Source organism: Microbacterium sp. Z11_20, from assembly GCF_057197605.1.
The window spans coordinates 60826-76192 of record NZ_JBXVOQ010000004.1; the positions used below are offsets into that span (position 1 = coordinate 60826).

The 15367-nt window shown below is 69.6% G+C and carries 15 protein-coding genes; 4 read left to right on the forward strand and 11 right to left on the reverse strand.

The genetic code is table 11. The features are described from left to right. Positions 1-4: 4 nt before the first annotated feature. Entirely contained in the window at positions 5-469 is a 465-nt protein-coding gene (locus AC2DFQ_RS10740; RefSeq protein WP_484510179.1) for an SRPBCC domain-containing protein, read from the reverse strand. 109 nt (positions 470-578) lie between these two features. Here AC2DFQ_RS10740 and radA point away from each other — a divergent pair, with 109 nt between their 5' ends. Next, on the forward strand, positions 579-1943 hold the full coding sequence (gene radA / locus AC2DFQ_RS10745) for a DNA repair protein RadA (protein WP_484510178.1): 1365 nt from the start codon (positions 579-581) through the stop codon (positions 1941-1943). 175 nt (positions 1944-2118) lie between these two features. Here radA and AC2DFQ_RS10750 read toward each other — a convergent pair whose 3' ends face one another. Genes AC2DFQ_RS10750 through AC2DFQ_RS10775 form a run of 6 tightly spaced genes read right to left on the reverse strand, consistent with a single transcriptional unit; the run spans position 2119 to position 7600 of the window. Beyond that, a complete protein-coding gene (locus AC2DFQ_RS10750; protein ID WP_484533886.1) occupies positions 2119-2523 on the reverse strand; it encodes a dehydrogenase in 405 nt (134 codons plus the stop codon). A 37-nt stretch (positions 2524-2560) separates the two neighbouring features. Beyond that, complete coding sequence (locus tag AC2DFQ_RS10755) at positions 2561-3277, reverse strand: FadR/GntR family transcriptional regulator (RefSeq protein ID WP_484533887.1); 717 nt, start codon at positions 3275-3277, stop codon at positions 2561-2563. A 34-nt stretch (positions 3278-3311) separates the two neighbouring features. Continuing rightward, entirely contained in the window at positions 3312-4091 is a 780-nt protein-coding gene (locus AC2DFQ_RS10760) for a 3-oxoacyl-ACP reductase (RefSeq protein ID WP_484533888.1), read from the reverse strand. 35 nt (positions 4092-4126) lie between these two features. Next, the gene (locus AC2DFQ_RS10765) at positions 4127-5485 is read right to left on the reverse strand and encodes an aldehyde dehydrogenase family protein (protein ID WP_484533889.1); all 1359 of its coding nucleotides are present in this window, start codon (positions 5483-5485) and stop codon (positions 4127-4129) included. Then, positions 5482-6225: a gamma-glutamyl-gamma-aminobutyrate hydrolase family protein gene (locus AC2DFQ_RS10770; protein ID WP_484533890.1), complete on the reverse strand. Its 744-nt coding sequence runs from the start codon at positions 6223-6225 to the stop codon at positions 5482-5484. Before AC2DFQ_RS10770 ends, AC2DFQ_RS10765 begins: the two co-directional genes overlap by 4 nt. Positions 6226-6241: 16 nt before the next feature. Beyond that, positions 6242-7600, reverse strand: coding sequence for a glutamine synthetase family protein (locus AC2DFQ_RS10775; RefSeq protein ID WP_484533891.1), 1359 nt, complete (start codon positions 7598-7600; stop codon positions 6242-6244). A gap of 139 nt (positions 7601-7739) precedes the next feature. Here AC2DFQ_RS10775 and AC2DFQ_RS10780 point away from each other — a divergent pair, with 139 nt between their 5' ends. Then, on the forward strand, positions 7740-9296 hold the full coding sequence (locus AC2DFQ_RS10780) for an amino acid permease (RefSeq protein ID WP_484533892.1): 1557 nt from the start codon (positions 7740-7742) through the stop codon (positions 9294-9296). Positions 9297-9585: 289 nt separating this feature from the next. Here the strand turns inward: AC2DFQ_RS10780 and AC2DFQ_RS10785 are convergent, their stop codons facing one another. The 3 genes from AC2DFQ_RS10785 to AC2DFQ_RS10795 form a co-directional block, all read right to left on the reverse strand. Beyond that, positions 9586-10281 (reverse strand): hypothetical protein, encoded by a 696-nt coding sequence (locus tag AC2DFQ_RS10785; RefSeq protein ID WP_484533893.1) that lies wholly within the window; start codon positions 10279-10281, stop codon positions 9586-9588. A 49-nt stretch (positions 10282-10330) separates the two neighbouring features. Continuing rightward, positions 10331-10840, reverse strand: coding sequence for an amino-acid N-acetyltransferase (locus tag AC2DFQ_RS10790; RefSeq protein WP_484533894.1), 510 nt, complete (start codon positions 10838-10840; stop codon positions 10331-10333). A gap of 81 nt (positions 10841-10921) precedes the next feature. Beyond that, positions 10922-13447, reverse strand: coding sequence for an ATP-dependent Clp protease ATP-binding subunit (locus tag AC2DFQ_RS10795; RefSeq protein ID WP_484510168.1), 2526 nt, complete (start codon positions 13445-13447; stop codon positions 10922-10924). Between the two features lie 244 nt (positions 13448-13691). On the opposite strand from AC2DFQ_RS10795, the gene AC2DFQ_RS10800 reads away from it, so the two are divergent. Together AC2DFQ_RS10800 and AC2DFQ_RS10805 are read left to right on the forward strand one after the other, a co-directional pair. Next, positions 13692-14300 (forward strand): hypothetical protein, encoded by a 609-nt coding sequence (locus AC2DFQ_RS10800; RefSeq protein WP_484533895.1) that lies wholly within the window; start codon positions 13692-13694, stop codon positions 14298-14300. Continuing rightward, the gene (locus AC2DFQ_RS10805; protein WP_484510166.1) at positions 14297-14530 is read left to right on the forward strand and encodes a helix-turn-helix domain-containing protein; all 234 of its coding nucleotides are present in this window, start codon (positions 14297-14299) and stop codon (positions 14528-14530) included. Before AC2DFQ_RS10800 ends, AC2DFQ_RS10805 begins: the two co-directional genes overlap by 4 nt. Before the next feature lie 5 nt (positions 14531-14535). Here the strand turns inward: AC2DFQ_RS10805 and AC2DFQ_RS10810 are convergent, their stop codons facing one another. Next, complete coding sequence (locus AC2DFQ_RS10810; RefSeq protein WP_484533896.1) at positions 14536-15333, reverse strand: alpha/beta fold hydrolase; 798 nt, start codon at positions 15331-15333, stop codon at positions 14536-14538. Between the last annotated feature and the right edge of the window lie 34 nt (positions 15334-15367).

Below are 15367 nucleotides of genomic sequence, written 5' to 3' on the forward strand. Positions count from 1 at the left end.
GGCGCTACCGGCTCGACCCGGGCTCGACGGCCCGGGCGAGCTGGGCGAGCGAAGAGATCATCGCCCCCACGTGCACGTCCTGGTCGATGCCCTCGGGTGCGTCGGCCGCCTCGACCGTGACGAGCGTGCCGGTGGCCTCGGGCTCGAAGGTCCACGTCATCCGCATCGTGCCGGCGAAGGCGGGGTCGCCCGAGGGGAAGTCGACCTCCTCCACCACCCGACGCGGCGGGTCCAGCACGACGCGGCGAACGACGCTGACGTCGGTCTCGCGTGACGCTTTGCCGCCCCCTTCGGGCGGACGGTCGTAGGTGAGCACCATCCGGTAGCCGCGCTCGGCGTCGAACCCCTCCAGCCGCCCGGTCATGCCCTCCGGCGGAATCCAGGCCACGAACACGTCGGGATCGGTGAACGCCCGGAAGACCCGGTCGGGATCGGCGGTGATGTGTCGGGTGGCCCGCTCGGCTCGCATGGCGCCACCTTACGCGGCGCCGGTGCGTCCGCCCGCCCGCCGAACGATACCCGCGACCACGGCGGCGCGGCCCCCGGAGGGTGTCGGGGGCCGCGCGTACCCTGAGGACATGCCCGCGAGAAAGCCCGTCACCGCGTCGTCCTACCGGTGCACCGAGTGCGGGTGGACGACCCTGAAGTGGGCCGGCCGCTGCGGAGAATGCCAGCAGTGGGGCACGGTGGTCGAAAGCGCGGAGAAGACGGGCATCAACCGCGCGGTGACCGCGATCGCGCCGGGTGCGACCCGTGCCGCGCGCCCCATCACGGCTATCGACACCCAGGATGCTCCGCGCCGGACGAGCGGGGTCGGCGAGTTCGACCGCGTGCTCGGTGGCGGCATCGTGCCCGGAGCCGCGATCCTCCTCAGCGGCGAACCGGGGGTGGGCAAGTCGACGCTGCTCCTGGAGGTCGCCGCGCAGAGCGCACGCGCCGGCCGCCGCGTCCTGTACGCCAGCGCGGAGGAGTCCACGGCGCAGGTCCGGCTCCGCGCCGAGCGCACCGGGGCGCTCCACGACGAGCTGTATCTGGCGGCCGAGACCGACCTCGCGACGATCCTCGGACACATCGACGAGGTCGAGCCCGACCTGCTGATCGTCGACTCGGTGCAGACGGTGTCCTCGGCGCTCAGCGACGGCGCGGCGGGGCAGCCCAGCCAGGTGCGCGAGGTCGCCTCGACCCTCATCCGGGTCGCGAAAGACCGGTCGCTGCCGGTCATCCTCGTCGGGCACGTCACGAAGGACGGCTCGATCGCGGGCCCCCGCATCCTCGAGCACCTCGTCGACGTCGTGTGCCAGTTCGAGGGCGACCGGCAGACATCCCTGCGCTTCGTGCGCGCACTCAAGAACCGGTTCGGGCCGACCGACGAGGTCGGATGCTTCGACATGACGGGCGCGGGGATCGCCGAAGTGCCCGACCCGAGCGCGCTGTTCCTCGGGCACGGAGACCCGGTTCCCGGCACGTGCGTGACGATCGCGCTCGAGGGCCGGCGCGCCCTTCCGGTGGAGGTGCAGGCGTTGACCATCGACACGACGGCGCCCAACCCGCGCCGCGTCGTCAACGGTGTGGATTCCGCGCGCGTGGCCATGGTCCTGGCGGTGCTGGAGCGGCGCGCGGGCGTGAAGGTGTCGGACAAGGATGTGTACGTCTCGACCGTCGGCGGTGTCCGGCTGATCGAGCCGGCCGCCGACCTCGCGATCGCCATCGCCGTGGCCAACGCGGTGCTGAACCGCACCATCTCGCACCGGACGGCGGCGATCGGGGAACTCACGCTCACCGGGGAGATCCGGCCCGTCACGCAGTCCGCGCAGCGTGCGGGCGAAGCATCCCGGCTCGGGTACCAGACGGTGGTCGATGCGACCTCCCGCTCCATCGAGCGAGCGCTGCGCGACCTGCCCGTTCGACAGCGCCTCGACCGGGGCGATCCCCCGGGGTTCTGACCCCGGGTCAGCGACCCGGAGGGCCGGAGCGGCGACGCTGCTGCGAGAAGCCGAGAACGACCGGGATGACCAGGCCTGCCGCACATACCGCGCCGACGATGAGGTACTCCATTCGGCCGAGTCTGCCACTGACGACCCGGAAGCGCGACTCGGGCACGGGCGTTCCCGATCTGCGTCAGGCGTCGAGCGCAGCCAGGAGGTCGGCGGGCGAGGCCTGCATCGGGTGCGGCCCGGCGATGTCGAGGAACACCGTTGTGATGTCGTCGCGGTGCGTCTCGAGGAACAGGCGCAGCCACGCGGGCGACTGCAGCGCGACGTGCGGGGGCAGCGTCTCGGGCTTGTGGGTGGCGTCGCTGAAGAGCAGCAGGGCGATGTCGCCGGTGTTCGGGTCGCGGTAGGTCCACACCTCGCCCGCGTCCCGCGGGTTATCGCGGTCGCCGGCGCGCAGGAGCGGAACGACGGTGGGCCCGTTGCGGAGGGCGAAAGCGACCGCGGCCATGTCCTGGGTCTGCAGGGCGTCCGTCAGCACGACATTGCGGAACTCCAGTTCCGCGCCCTTCCGGCCCTTCTTCCCCGCCATCGTTCCAGCCTAACGGGGCCCCCCGAACCGGCCGCGCTCAGCTCAGGAAACCCCTCAGCAACGCCTCCGTACCGGCGAGGTGATCGAGGACGGCGGCGGATGCCGCATCCGCCCGCCCCGCGAGGATCGCGGTGACCATCCGCTCGTGCTGGCCGTTGGAGTGCTCGATGTTGCGCGGCAGCAGCGGAAAGGTGTCGAGCCACGCGTTGATGCGCGCGCGATTGTCCACCACGAGCGGCACGAGCGATGGGATCCCGGCCAACTCGGCCACCGTGAGGTGCAGCAGCGTGTCGGCGCGGCGGTACTCGGTGGCGCCGGCCGACGCCGCCTCCTCATGGCGGGCCCACAGCGCATCGCGGTCTGCCGGGCCGAGCGCACGGACAGCCGCCGCCCGGGCAGCGCCCGCCTCGAGCACCCGACGCATCCCGAGCACGTCGTCGAGCTCCGCCGCATCCACCGCCGGAGGCCCGGCGGGGCGCGGCAGCGGGTCGGCGATGAACGTGCCGCCGTATCGGCCGCGGCGCGACTCGAGGAACCCGGCGTCGGCGAGCTCGCGGATGGCTTCGCGCACGGTGTCGCGGCTCACCCGGTACAGAGCGGCGAGCTCGCGCTCGGGAGGAAGCGACTCGCCCGGCGCGAGCACGCCGAGGCGGACCGTCTGGATCAGGCGGGCCACGGTGTCTTCCAGCGCGTTGCCCTGCCGCACCGGCCGGTACACGGCTCGGCTCACATCCGGCAGCGGGGTGCCGGTCATCGCTTCGGATGCTGCGAGTGGGGCGAGCGCATCGTCACAGGGGGGTCACGTACGCGTTGCTGATGCCGCCGTCGACGACGAAGGCGGTCGCGGTGATGAACGACGCATCGTCGGAGGCGAGGAACGCGACCGTTGCGGCGAGTTCCTCCGGCTCGGCGAACCGGCCCATCGGCACGTGGACGAGACGGCGCTGCGCGCGCTCGGGGTCTTTCGCGAACAGCTCCTGGAGGAGCGGCGTGTTCACCGGCCCCGGGCAGAGGGCGTTGACCCTGATCCCCTGGCGGGCGAACTGCACGCCGAGCTCACGGGTCATCGCCAGAACCCCGCCCTTGGATGCGGTGTAGCTGATCTGCGAGGTCGCCGAACCCAGGAGCGCGACGAACGAGGCGGTGTTGATGATCGACCCCGACCCGGCAGGCACCATGTGCCGCAGGGCGGCACGGGAGCACAGGTAGACGCTCTTGAGGTTGACGTCCTGCACGCGATCCCACGCCGGCAGCTCCGTCGTCTCGATCGAGTCGTCATCGGCCGGGGAGATCCCGGCGTTGTTGAAGGCGATGTCCACGCGCCCGAAGTCGTCGGCCACCCCGTCGAACAGCGCGTTCACGCGTGCTTCGTCGGCCACGTCCACGGATCGGAAGACCCCGCCCACCTCGGATGCCGCGGCCTCTCCCGTCTCCGGATCGACGTCGGCGATCACCACGCGCGCGCCCTCGGCGGCGAACCGGCGGGCGGTGGCCAGACCGATGCCGCTCGCCCCACCGGTGATGATGGCCACCCGGTCTTTGAGGCGCTGGGTGAGATCGACGGTCATGCGTGCAGTCCTCTCGGTGGTGCCGGATGCGGCGGTCATGACGCGTCCGTGGCGAAGAAGACGTTCTTCGTCTCGGTGAAGTGCTCGGCCGCGTCGGGTCCGAGCTCGCGGCCGAGGCCCGACGCCTTCATTCCGCCGAAGGGCGTGGAGTACCGCACCGAGGCATGCGAGTTCACCGACAGGACGCCGCTTCGCACACCCCGCGACACGCGCACCGCGCGGCCCAGGTTCTCGGTCCAGATGGAGCCGGCGAGGCCGTAGATCGTGTCGTTGGCCAGTCGAATGGCGTCGGCTTCGTCGTCGAAGGGAAGCACGGCGACGACCGGGCCGAAGATCTCCTCCCGTGCGATCGCGTCGTCGGTGTCAGCGAGGACCACCGCGGGCGCGAACCAGAATCCGTCGCCCTCCGGAGCCGAGCCGCGGTACGCGATGCGGGCGTCGTGGAGGTAGGACGCGACCTTCTCGCGATGCGCGGCGGAGATGAGCGGCCCCATCTCCGTCGTCTCCAGGGCGGGGTCGCCCACACGCCAGGCCTGTACGGCCGGTTCGAGCAGCTCGAGGAACCGGTCGTAGACACTCCGCTGCACGAGGATGCGGCTGCGGGCGCAGCAGTCCTGCCCGGCGTTGTCGAACACCGCGCCGGGGGCGCTGGCGGCAGCCTTTTCGAGGTCGGCGTCGTCGAAGACGATGTTGGCGCTCTTGCCTCCCAGTTCGAGCGTGACCGGCTTCAGCATCCGCGCGCACCCGGCCGCGACCTCGGTCCCGACCTCCGTGGAGCCGGTGAAGACGACCTTGTGCACATCAGGGTGCGACACGAACCTCTGGCCCACGACCGATCCCGACCCCGAGATGACCTGGAAGAGTCCGTCGGGAAGACCGGCCTCCCGGGCGAGTTCGCCCAGCCGGAGAGCGGTGAGCGGGGTGAGCTCGGCGGGCTTGAGGACGACGGCGTTGCCGGCGGCGAGCGCGGGCGCGAAGCCCCACGACGCGATCGTCATGGGGAAGTTCCACGGCACGATCACCCCGACGACGCCGTACGGCTCGTGGAAGGTGACATCCAGCCCGCCGGCGACGGGGATCTGCCGGCCGGACAGTCGCTCGGGCGCTCCCGCGGAGAAGTTCAGCACCTGGGCGACGTGGTTCGCCTCCCACCGGGCCGAGGAGATCGGGTGCCCGGAGTTGCGCACCTCCAGCGCGGCGAGTTCTTCCACGTGCGCCTCGACCACGCGCGCGAAGGCCCGCAGCCCATCGGCGCGGGCGGCGGGCGGGAGCGCGGCCCAGGATCGCTGCGCCGTGACGGCGCGGGCAACGGCCGCATCCACATCGGCGAGGGATGCACGCGGGACCTCGCGGAACGGCGTGCCGGTGGACGGATCGATCAGGGTGAAGCTCACGCCGTCACCGGGTCCTTTCGCTGAGCGTATGCGGAGGCGGCGGCGACGAGCCCGAGGAACAGGCGCCGGTCGGCGGAATCCTCCTCGGGATGCCACTGCACCGCGACGAGGTAGTCGTCTCCGGGGAGTTCCACGCCCTGCACGAGTTCGTCGTCCGTGCGGGCGGTCACGATGAGGTCGCGTCCGAGTTCGTCGACGCCCTGGTGGTGGTAGCTGTGCACCGCCAGGTCGCCGGCGCCCACGAGTGCGGCCAGGCGCGTGCCCTCGGTCACGGCGACGGTGTTCTCGGCGAACACTCCCCCGCCCAGCCGGTAGCGCTCGGTGCCCAGGGCCTCGGGAAGATGCTGGTGCAGGGTTCCGCCGAACGCGACGTTGATGAGCTGCAGACCGCGGCAGATGCCGAAGACCGGGATGCCGCGTGCACGGGCCCCTCGGAGCAGCGCGAGTTCCCACGCGTCGCGGTCGGGACGCGCGGGGTCGGTGAGCGGGTGGCGTTCGGCGCCGTAGAGCTCGGGTTGGACGTCGGCCCCGCCGGTGAGGATGAGGCCGTCGAGCCCGTCCAGGACGGCGTCGGCGGCGGCATCCGGGCGCGGCTGCGGCGGCAGCAGTATTGCAGCGGCGCCGGAGGCGGTGACCGCGTCGAAGTACTGGTGCGGGAGGAACGAGGCCCGCACGTCCCACACCCCCTGCTTTGCCTGTTCGAGGTAGGTGGTCAGGCCGACCACCGGCGTGCGGGTCACTGAGCCTGTCGAAGCGTCAGAGCCGCTCGAAGCCACGGATGCGCTCCCAATCGGTCACGGCAGCGTCGAAGGCTTCCACCTCGATGCGCGCCTGGTTGAGGTAGTGCTCGACGACCTCGTCGCCGAACGCGGCACGGGCGATCGCCGACTCCGAGAACAGCCGCGCGGCGTCGCGCAGGGTCGTCGGAAGGTGCTCGACGTCGGAATCGTACGCGTTCCCGGTGAGCGGTGCCGGCAGCGGGAGGGAGTTCTCCACCCCGTAGAGGCCGCCGGCGATGATCGCCGAGATGGCCAGGTACGGGTTGACGTCGCCGCCGGGCACGCGATTCTCCACGCGCAGCGACGCGCCGTGCCCGACCACGCGCAGTGCGCACGTGCGGTTGTCCACGCCCCAGGCGACCCCCGTGGGGGCGAACGATCCCTTCGCGAAGCGCTTGTACGAATTGATGGTCGGCGCGTACAGCAGCGTGAACTCGCGGAGCGTCGCCAGGATGCCGGCGATCCAATGCTCCATGAACGGGCTGAACCCGTGGTCGCCGTCGCCCGACATGACCGCCGAGCCGTCGGCGCTGCGCACCGACAGATGGATGTGGCAGCTGTTGCCTTCCTTCTCGTTGAACTTCGCCATGAAGGTCAGCGATTTGCCGTGCGCGTCGGCGATCTCCTTCGCACCGTTCTTGTAGATCGTGTGGTTGTCGGCCGTCTCGACCGCCTCGGCGTAGCGGAACGCGATCTCCTGCTGCCCGAAGTTGCACTCGCCCTTCACGCCCTCGCAGTAGAGGCCGGCGCCCTCCATGCCCACGCGGATGTCGCGCAGCAGCGGCTCGAGCCGCGTCGTGGCGAGCAGGTTGTAATCGACGTTGTAGTCGGTCGAGGGCGTCAGCTCCGCGTACTTCTTCGCCCACGCGGCGCGGAAGGAGTCGTCGAACACGATGAACTCGAGTTCGGTACCGGCGAAGGCCACGAGGTCCTGAGCGGCAAGCCGCTCGCGCTGCGCGTTCAGGATCGCCCGCGGCGAAGGCCCGACGTCGGCACCACCGCCCACCCACCCGAGGTCGGCGATCACGAGCGCCGTGCCCGGCTGCCAGGGAAGGCGGCGCAGCGTCGACACGTCGGGGCGCAGCACCATGTCGCCGTACCCCTGGTCCCAGCCCGACATCGCGTACCCGTCCACCGTGTTCAGGTCGACGTCGACCGAGAGGAGGTAGTTGCAGGCCTCGGCACCGTTGGGGAGCACCTCGTCGCGCCAGAAGCGGCCGGCGACCCTCTTGCCCACGAGCCGACCCTGCGCGTCGGGGAAGGCCACGATCACCGTGTCGATCTCGCCCGCCTCGATCGCCGCATCCAGCTGCGCCGTCGTGAGATTGCCCGCCATGGGTGGTCCTTTCCTCGCCGTCGCGCCGCTCCAACTGTAATCAGGAACTTACATGCAAAGGTAGACAGCCCGACCAATAGGCCGCCACAATCATCCGCAAGGCGCGGCCGTGCGCCCACCCGATTCCTGCGGAGGTCGTATGTCTCAGCCCAGCGGTGCCGCGCGAAAGGTCGCCGGCGCCACCTATACCCGAGCCGGCGACGGCTACTTCGAAAAGCGCACCCTCAAGCGGTCGGCGGGGGTGTGGGGGCTGTGGGGACTCGCGGTCGCCGCCGTCATCTCCGGCGACTTCTCCGGCTGGAACTTCGGCATCGACTTCGCCGGCTTCGGCGGGATGCTGATCGCCTTCGTCATCCTGGTGGCGATGTACTACGGCATGATCTTCTCGATCGGGGAGATGGCCGCCGCGATGCCGCACACCGGCGGCGCGTACTCCTTCGCCCGATCGGCGATGGGGCCGTGGGGCGGCCTGGTCACCGGCGCCGCCGAGACCATCGAGTACGTCGCGACCACGGCCGTGATCGTCTTCTTCTCCGCGTCCTACGCCGACGCGATCACCGCAGAACTCCTCGGCGTCACCATCCCCGCGTGGGTGTGGTGGATCATCCTCTATGCCGTGTTCATCGCGCTGAACGCGGCCGGCGCGGCGATCTCGTTCCGCTTCGCGATCGTCGTCTCGATCATCTCCATCGGCATAATCCTGGTGTACTCGGCCATGGCCGTGTTCTCGGGGGCCTTCTCGTGGGCGGCGCTGTGGGACATCGCGCCCGACCCCGGCCAGACGGCGTTCCTCCCGCACGGCGTCCTCCCGATCCTGTTCGCGCTGCCCTTCGCGATGTGGTTCTTCCTCGGCATCGAAGAGCTCCCCCTCGCCGCGGAGGAGTCGCACAACCCCGTCCGCGACATCCCCCGGGCCGGCTTCTGGGCCCGCGGCACCCTCATCGTCACGGGCCTCCTCGTGCTCTTCCTCAACACCGGCGTACTCGGGGCCGAGGCCACCGGTGTTGCCGGCGAGCCGCTGCTGGACGGGTTCCGGGCGATCGTGGGCGACGGGGCGGCGGCGGTGCTGGCGCTCTTCGCCCTGGTCGGGCTGCTGGCCTCCCTGCAGGGCATCATGTTCGCGTACGGGCGCAACATGTACTCGCTGTCGCGCGCGGGGTACTACCCACGGTTCCTCTCGCTGACCGGCAAGCGGCAGACGCCGTGGGTCGCGCTCGTCGTGGGTGCCGCCATCGGGTTCGTCGCTCTCCTCGTGCTCGACGTCCTCACGCAGCTCAACGAGGATGCCGGCGCGGTGGCCGGCGCAATCGTGCTGAACATCGCGGTGTGGGGCGCGGTCGTCGCCTACCTGCTGCAGATGATCTCGTTCATCATCCTGCGGCGGAAGTTCCCGAACGCCGACCGCCCGTATCGCAGCCCGTGGGGCATCCCCGGCGCCGTCATCGCGATCGTCGTGGCGGCGCTCATCTTCCTCGGGTTCCTGCTCAACCCGACGTTCCTTCCCGCGATCATCGCGATCGCGATCGTCTACGCGGTTCTGCTCGTCGGCTTCGGCGCCTTCTTCCGTCACCGTCTCGTCCTCTCCCCGGAGGAGGAGTACGCCCTGTCCGGCGGCACGCACGGCGACCCGCAGGCGGAGGGGTACGACGCGATGGAGAGCGAGGTGTTCGGAGCCGAGCCCGATCGCAAGCTCTGAGCCGTCACATCCGGATGCCGCGGTCGACTGCCGACCGCGGCATCCGTGCGTCCACGGTGGCGGCGCCGGCCCGTCGAGAGAGAAGGAAAGAGGCCCTCTCGGATCCTCCAGTTAGGGGCTGGCGGATTCGAGAGGGCCTCGCGGTTCCTGCGGGTACGTGGGCCTTCGCGTTTGGGGAACGCTGCGACCGGCTGCTGGGGACAGCTTTACAATCCTCGATGCAAGAACGTATCCACTGTAGCTTCACGCGCGACGCACGTCTGTCCGCCATTTGGGGGACAAGACCGGGTCAATACAGGAGGAACGCGGCGGTGTTCGACGAGGAGATTCCGCCGATGGCGACGCTCAAATGGTACGTGGCCCCGCCCCCGGGCGCAGTGGGACGATCGCCTGAACAATTGTCCACCGACGATCGTGTGCGATCCCACGTCAGCGGCGCCGCGCTCGTGGTCTGCTGACCCGCGGCGAGCAGGACGATCATGTCGCTCGGTTCGCTCTGGCAGTCCGTCGATCGCCACCAGACGTCGGACCCGCTGGAGATCGTGAAAGCCTGGGCGCTCGTGCCGACGTTGAGCGTGCAGTCGGCATCGCTGTGATTGGTGAGGCGGATGGAGAGCTGGGGGTGCTGTCCCGTCGCGTAGGACTGCTGATCGGACAGCGCCTCGATGGTCAGGTCACCGGGAAGGCAGCCCTCGGCGGGGGGCGGGGCCTCGGGGTCGGGCGCCTCCTCCGCGGGTTCGGCCTCGGCCTCCGGCTCAGCCTCCGCAGGGGCCGTCTCGGTCGGCGTCGCCGACGGGGTCGCCGATGACGTGGGAGTCGCTGTGGGCGTCGGCTCCGTGACGGATTCGGCGGCGCTTCGCCACGGCTGCGCCACGAACAACCACACCAGTCCCCCGATGACGAGGAGCGCGACGAGCACCAGCACCAGCCGGCGACGACGGTAGACCGCCGGGGAGTGCCGCCGACGCGGAGGAGTGCCGCTCATGCCTCCAGGGTAGGCGCGGTATCCCGCACCGGCCGGGCGGCACGCCCGATCAGGTGCGCTCCAGCGTCTTCAGCATCCGGGTGTTGCCGAGGGTGTTCGGTTTCACGTGGGCGAGGTCGAGGAACTCGGCGACGCCCTCATCGGGGCTGCGCACGAGCTGCGAATACACGTCGGGATCGACGACCTGCTCTCCGATCGGCTCGAACCCGCGACTGGTGAAGAAGTCCACCTCGAAGGTCAGGCAGAACAGGCGTGAGAGCCCCAGCTCCCGTGCGGAGTCCTCGAGCCCCTCGACGAGGGCGCGACCCACGCCGCGGTGCAGCCACTCGTCGACGACGATGAGGGTGCGGATCTCACCGAGGTCTTCCCAGATCACGTGGAGGGCGCCGCATCCGATGAGCGTGCCGTCGGCCTCGGCCACCAGGAACTGCTGCACCGACTCGTAGAGCACCACGATGTCTTTGCCGAGGAGGATGCGCTGCTGCACGTACGGCTCGAGCAGCTCATGGATGCCGCGGACATCGGCCGTGCGGGCCGGTCGGACGGTGAACTCGCTCATGCCCCCAGCCTAGAGTCGGCATTCGTCTGCGCCGAAACGACGAAAGGGCGGATGCCGAAGCATCCGCCCTTTCGTGGTGTCTCAGGCGCCGGCGACGATGTCCGGCGTCGCGGTGATCTCGCCACCGGTGGTGACGCCCACGGCGACCTTCTCGTCGCGTGCGGTGGTCTCGAACACGAACTCGCCGTTCTGCGAGTCCACCTTCACGTGGTTGCCCGCTTCGAGCTCGCCGTGCAGGATCTTCTCGCTGAGGCGATCCTCCACCTCGCGCTGCATGGCCCGCCGCAGCGGCCGCGCACCGAGGGCCGGGTCGAACCCGATCTCGATGAGCCGCTCCTTGGCCGCCTGCGACAGCTCGATCGTCATATCGCGGTCGAGCAGCCGGTCGGCCAGGCGCTTGGTGAACAGATCGACGATCTGCACCAGCTCGGGCTTGGACAGCTGCGGGAAGACGATGACGTCGTCGAGGCGGTTGAGGAACTCGGGCTTGAAGTGACGCTTCAGCTCCTCGTCGACCTTGCCCTTCATCCGGTCATAGCTCGTCTGGCTGTTGCCCTCGACCTGGAACCCGACCGGACCACCGGCGATCGCCGACGAACCGAGGTTCGTCGTCATGATGATGACGGTGTTCTTGAAGTCGATCATGCGGCCCTGACCGTCGGTCAGACGACCCTCTTCGAGGATCTGCAGGAGCGAGTTGAAGATGTCGGGGTGCGCCTTCTCGATCTCGTCGAAGAGCACGACCGAGAACGGCTTGCGGCGCACCTTCTCGGTGAGCTGGCCGCCCTCTTCGAATCCGACGAACCCGGGAGGGGCACCGAACAGACGCGAGACGGTGTGCTTCTCACCGAACTCCGACATGTCGAGGGAGATCAGCGCGCCCTCGTCGTCGAAGAGGAACTCGGCGAGCGCCTTGGCGAGCTCGGTCTTTCCGACGCCGGTGGGGCCGGCGAAGATGAACGATCCCGACGGGCGCTTGGGGTCCTTCAGACCGGCACGCTGGCGGCGGATCGTCTTGGCGAGCGCCGAGATGGCCTCTTCCTGTCCGATGACCCGCTGGTGCAGCGCCTTCTCCATGAAGACGAGTCGGCTGGACTCCTCCTCGGTGAGCTTGAACACCGGGATGCCGGTGGCCTGGGCGAGCACCTCGGCGATCAGACCCTCGTCGACGACCGCGTGGCTCGCGACGTCGCCGCTGCGCCACTGCTTCTCGAGACGGAGACGCTCAGCCAGGAGCGACTTCTCCTCGTCGCGCAGCGACGCGGCCTTTTCGAAGTCCTGCTCCTCGGAGGCGACTTCCTTCTGCTCGCGCACCTTCGCGATCTTCTCGTCGAACTCGCGCAGCTCCGGCGGGCTGGACAGGATCGACAGGCGCAGGCGTGCGCCGGCCTCGTCGATCAGGTCGATCGCCTTGTCCGGAAGGAAGCGGTCGCTGACGTAGCGATCGGCGAGGTTCGCGGCGGCCACGATCGCGCCATCGGTGATCTGCACCTTGTGGTGCGCCTCGTACCGGTCGCGCAGCCCCTTCAGGATGTTGATGGAGTGGGGCAGGCTCGGCTCGGCGACCTGGATCGGCTGGAAGCGGCGCTCCAGCGCAGCATCCTTCTCGAAGTGCTTGCGGTACTCGTCGAGAGTGGTCGCACCGATGGTCTGCAGCTCGCCGCGGGCGAGCAGCGGCTTCAGGATGCTGGCCGCGTCGATCGCGCCCTCGGCGGCACCGGCACCCACGAGGGTGTGGATCTCGTCGATGAACACGATGATGTCGCCGCGCGTGCGGATCTCCTTGGTGACCTTCTTCAGACGCTCTTCGAAGTCGCCGCGGTAGCGGGACCCGGCGATGAGCGAACCGAGGTCGAGGGAGTAGACCTGCTTGTCCTTGAGCGTCTCGGGCACGTCGCCCTTGACGATCGCCTGCGCGAGCCCCTCGACGACGGCGGTCTTGCCGACGCCGGGCTCACCGATCAGCACGGGGTTGTTCTTGGAGCGACGCGAGAGGATCTGCATGACCCGCTCGATCTCCTTCTCGCGCCCGATGACCGGGTCGAGCTTGTTGTCGCGGGCGGCCTGCGTGAGGTTGCGGCCGAACTGGTCCAGCACCGCCGAACCGCCCTGCGCGGATGCGGCGGTCTGCTCGCCGGCACCGGAGGCGACCCCGGCGGGCTCCTTGCCCTGGTATCCGCTCAGGAGCTGGATGACCTGCTGGCGCACCTTGTTCAGGTCGGCGCCGAGCTTGACGAGCACCTGCGCGGCGACGCCCTCACCCTCGCGGATGAGACCGAGCAGGATGTGCTCGGTACCGATGTAGTTGTGGCCGAGCTGCAGCGCTTCGCGCAGCGACAGCTCCAGCACCTTCTTGGCGCGAGGGGTGAAGGGGATGTGGCCGGTGGGCTGTTGCTGCCCCTGGCCGATGATGTCCTGCACCTGCTCACGCACGGCATCCAGGGAGATGCCGAGGGACTCCAGGGCCTTGGCGGCGACACCCTCGCCCTCGTGGATCAGCCCGAGCAGGATGTGCTCGGTACCGATGTAGTTGTGGTTGAGCATCTTCGCCTCTTCTTGGGCGAGCACAACCACGCGACGGGCACGGTCGGTGAATCTTTCGAACATCCTCAAACCCTCCAGAATGGGTCGTTGGGCACGCTTGCGCGCGCCGTATATCGAGACTAACCAGCGCTCCGGGGCCCGGCGGCGGTGTTCGCCGTCGGCATAGCGCAGCCACTCCCCCTTGCGCCGGGGCGGCTTCCGCGCTTCCGCGGGCAAGGTATTGACGGCGCTCATTGGTGATGCAACGATATTCGATAACAACGAATATCGTTAAGGAGTACCAATGACGCACGGGGGAACTGGTGTGATGGAGCAGACCACCAAGAAGGAACGCAACGACATCCTCTCGACGCTCGGCGTCAGCGGCATCCTGGCCGTGATCGTGCTCTTGGCAACCGTGTTCCGGTGGCTGGAGACGTTCACCCCCGAGGGCACCTCCGTGCCCGTGCCGTTCGACCATGCTGCGGCGGAGCTCACGCCCCGGGACGGGCTCCCGTCCGTGGGCGTGGACGTCACGTGGGGGAACGTGATCGCCGAAGGGACCAACGCGGTCTCCGTCACGTCGCTGGCTCTGTCGATCGTGGTGAGCGCAGCGGCCGCCCTCACCGTGATCGCCCTGTTCGCCGTGCTCGCGCTGCGGTTCCTGCGCGGTCGCTTCTTCGACGCGACGAACCCGCGCTTGCTCGACGCGGCGGGATGGACCATGTTCGCCGGCGCGCTCGCGGTGTACTTCTTCGAGATGCTCGGACGCAACGGGGTTCTCGCGGCCGCGGGCCTCGCCGACTTCGATCCGGATTCGTGGGCTCTGATGGGGCCGTTCTTCGCCGTCTGGATCGCTGCGACGGTGCTCGGACTGCTCTCACTCGCATTCCGTCGCGGCATCCGCCTGCAGCGCGACTCGGAGGGTCTGGTGTGAGCCCCGCCGAGGACGACGGGCCCAGCGGCATCCACTGCCGACTGGACGAGCTGTTGGCCGACCGCGGAATGACGCTGACCCGGCTGTCGGAGCTGGTCGGCGTCTCCATCGTGAACCTGTCGGTGCTCAAGAACGACCGGGCCCGCGCCATCCGTTATTCGACGCTGGCGGCGATCTGCCGCGCGCTGGACTGCGAGATCGGCGACCTGCTGGTTCTCGCCCGCGACTGACCGCGTCAGTCGGCGGCGAGGAAGTCCGCGCCCGCGAGCCGGAACGCGCGAGCACCCGGGGCGTTGGTGTGGTGGCGCCCCGGGATCTCGAAGAATCCCCCGCGGGGGGTGAGGCCGGCCAGGCGCCGCGACTCCTCGAGGATGGCGTCGTCGCTGCCCGTCGCGAACAGCACCGGCTGATGCGGCGGGGATGCGGGGTCGGGATCGTTGTCGCCGATGCGCATCCCCTCGGCCACGGCGATGAGCGCACGCAGGTCGTTGCCCGGCACACGCTGGGCCAGGCCGACATAGCGCTGCGTCACCGCGTCGGTGACGGGTTCGCCGGTGTCGGCGAACGCGCGTGCCTGATCGACCTTGAGGCGAGCGAGCGGCCGCCCGTCGGGGATGCCGCCGAGCACGGCACGCTCCACATGCCCGGGCGCATCGACCGCGAGCTGCCAGCCGACCCGCCCGCCGAGGGAGTACCCCAGGTACCGGATGTCATCGAGAAGGTAGGTGTCGAGCACGCCCGTGAGGTCGCGCACGAGCACCGGCATCGCGTAGCTGGCTGCATCGTGCGGTTTGTCACTCGCGCCATGTCCGCGCTGGTCGACGGCGAGGACGCGCAGGCCGCGCCGGAGGAGCTCGCGCACCCACCCGGTGTTCACCCAGTTGTCGCGCGTGCTCGACCCGAACCCGTGCACGGCGAGGACGGTGGGCGCATCGGGGTCGCCCCAGGAGTAGGTCGCCAGGCGCACCCCGTCCTCGGCCATGACGATCTGGGGCCGGGGCATTTCGGTGAGCGCGGCGATGGCAGCATCCATGCCTCTCATCGTGGCGTATCAGCGGCCGTCAGCG

What these genes read in the sequence shown, in the direction of transcription:
- AC2DFQ_RS10740 (WP_484510179.1), bottom strand. Translation starts at nt 469, where the DNA reads ATGCGAGCCGAGCGGGCCACCCGACACATCACCGCCGATCCCGACCGG.
- radA (WP_484510178.1), top strand. Translation starts at nt 579, where the DNA reads ATGCCCGCGAGAAAGCCCGTCACCGCGTCGTCCTACCGGTGCACCGAG.
- AC2DFQ_RS10750 (WP_484533886.1), bottom strand. Translation starts at nt 2,523, where the DNA reads ATGGCGGGGAAGAAGGGCCGGAAGGGCGCGGAACTGGAGTTCCGCAAT.
- AC2DFQ_RS10755 (WP_484533887.1), bottom strand. Translation starts at nt 3,277, where the DNA reads ATGACCGGCACCCCGCTGCCGGATGTGAGCCGAGCCGTGTACCGGCCG.
- AC2DFQ_RS10760 (WP_484533888.1), bottom strand. Translation starts at nt 4,091, where the DNA reads ATGACCGTCGATCTCACCCAGCGCCTCAAAGACCGGGTGGCCATCATC.
- AC2DFQ_RS10775 (WP_484533891.1), bottom strand. Translation starts at nt 7,600, where the DNA reads ATGGCGGGCAATCTCACGACGGCGCAGCTGGATGCGGCGATCGAGGCG.
- AC2DFQ_RS10780 (WP_484533892.1), top strand. Translation starts at nt 7,740, where the DNA reads ATGTCTCAGCCCAGCGGTGCCGCGCGAAAGGTCGCCGGCGCCACCTAT.
- AC2DFQ_RS10785 (WP_484533893.1), bottom strand. Translation starts at nt 10,281, where the DNA reads ATGAGCGGCACTCCTCCGCGTCGGCGGCACTCCCCGGCGGTCTACCGT.
- AC2DFQ_RS10790 (WP_484533894.1), bottom strand. Translation starts at nt 10,840, where the DNA reads ATGAGCGAGTTCACCGTCCGACCGGCCCGCACGGCCGATGTCCGCGGC.
- AC2DFQ_RS10795 (WP_484510168.1), bottom strand. Translation starts at nt 13,447, where the DNA reads ATGTTCGAAAGATTCACCGACCGTGCCCGTCGCGTGGTTGTGCTCGCC.
- AC2DFQ_RS10800 (WP_484533895.1), top strand. Translation starts at nt 13,692, where the DNA reads ATGGAGCAGACCACCAAGAAGGAACGCAACGACATCCTCTCGACGCTC.
- AC2DFQ_RS10810 (WP_484533896.1), bottom strand. Translation starts at nt 15,333, where the DNA reads ATGGATGCTGCCATCGCCGCGCTCACCGAAATGCCCCGGCCCCAGATC.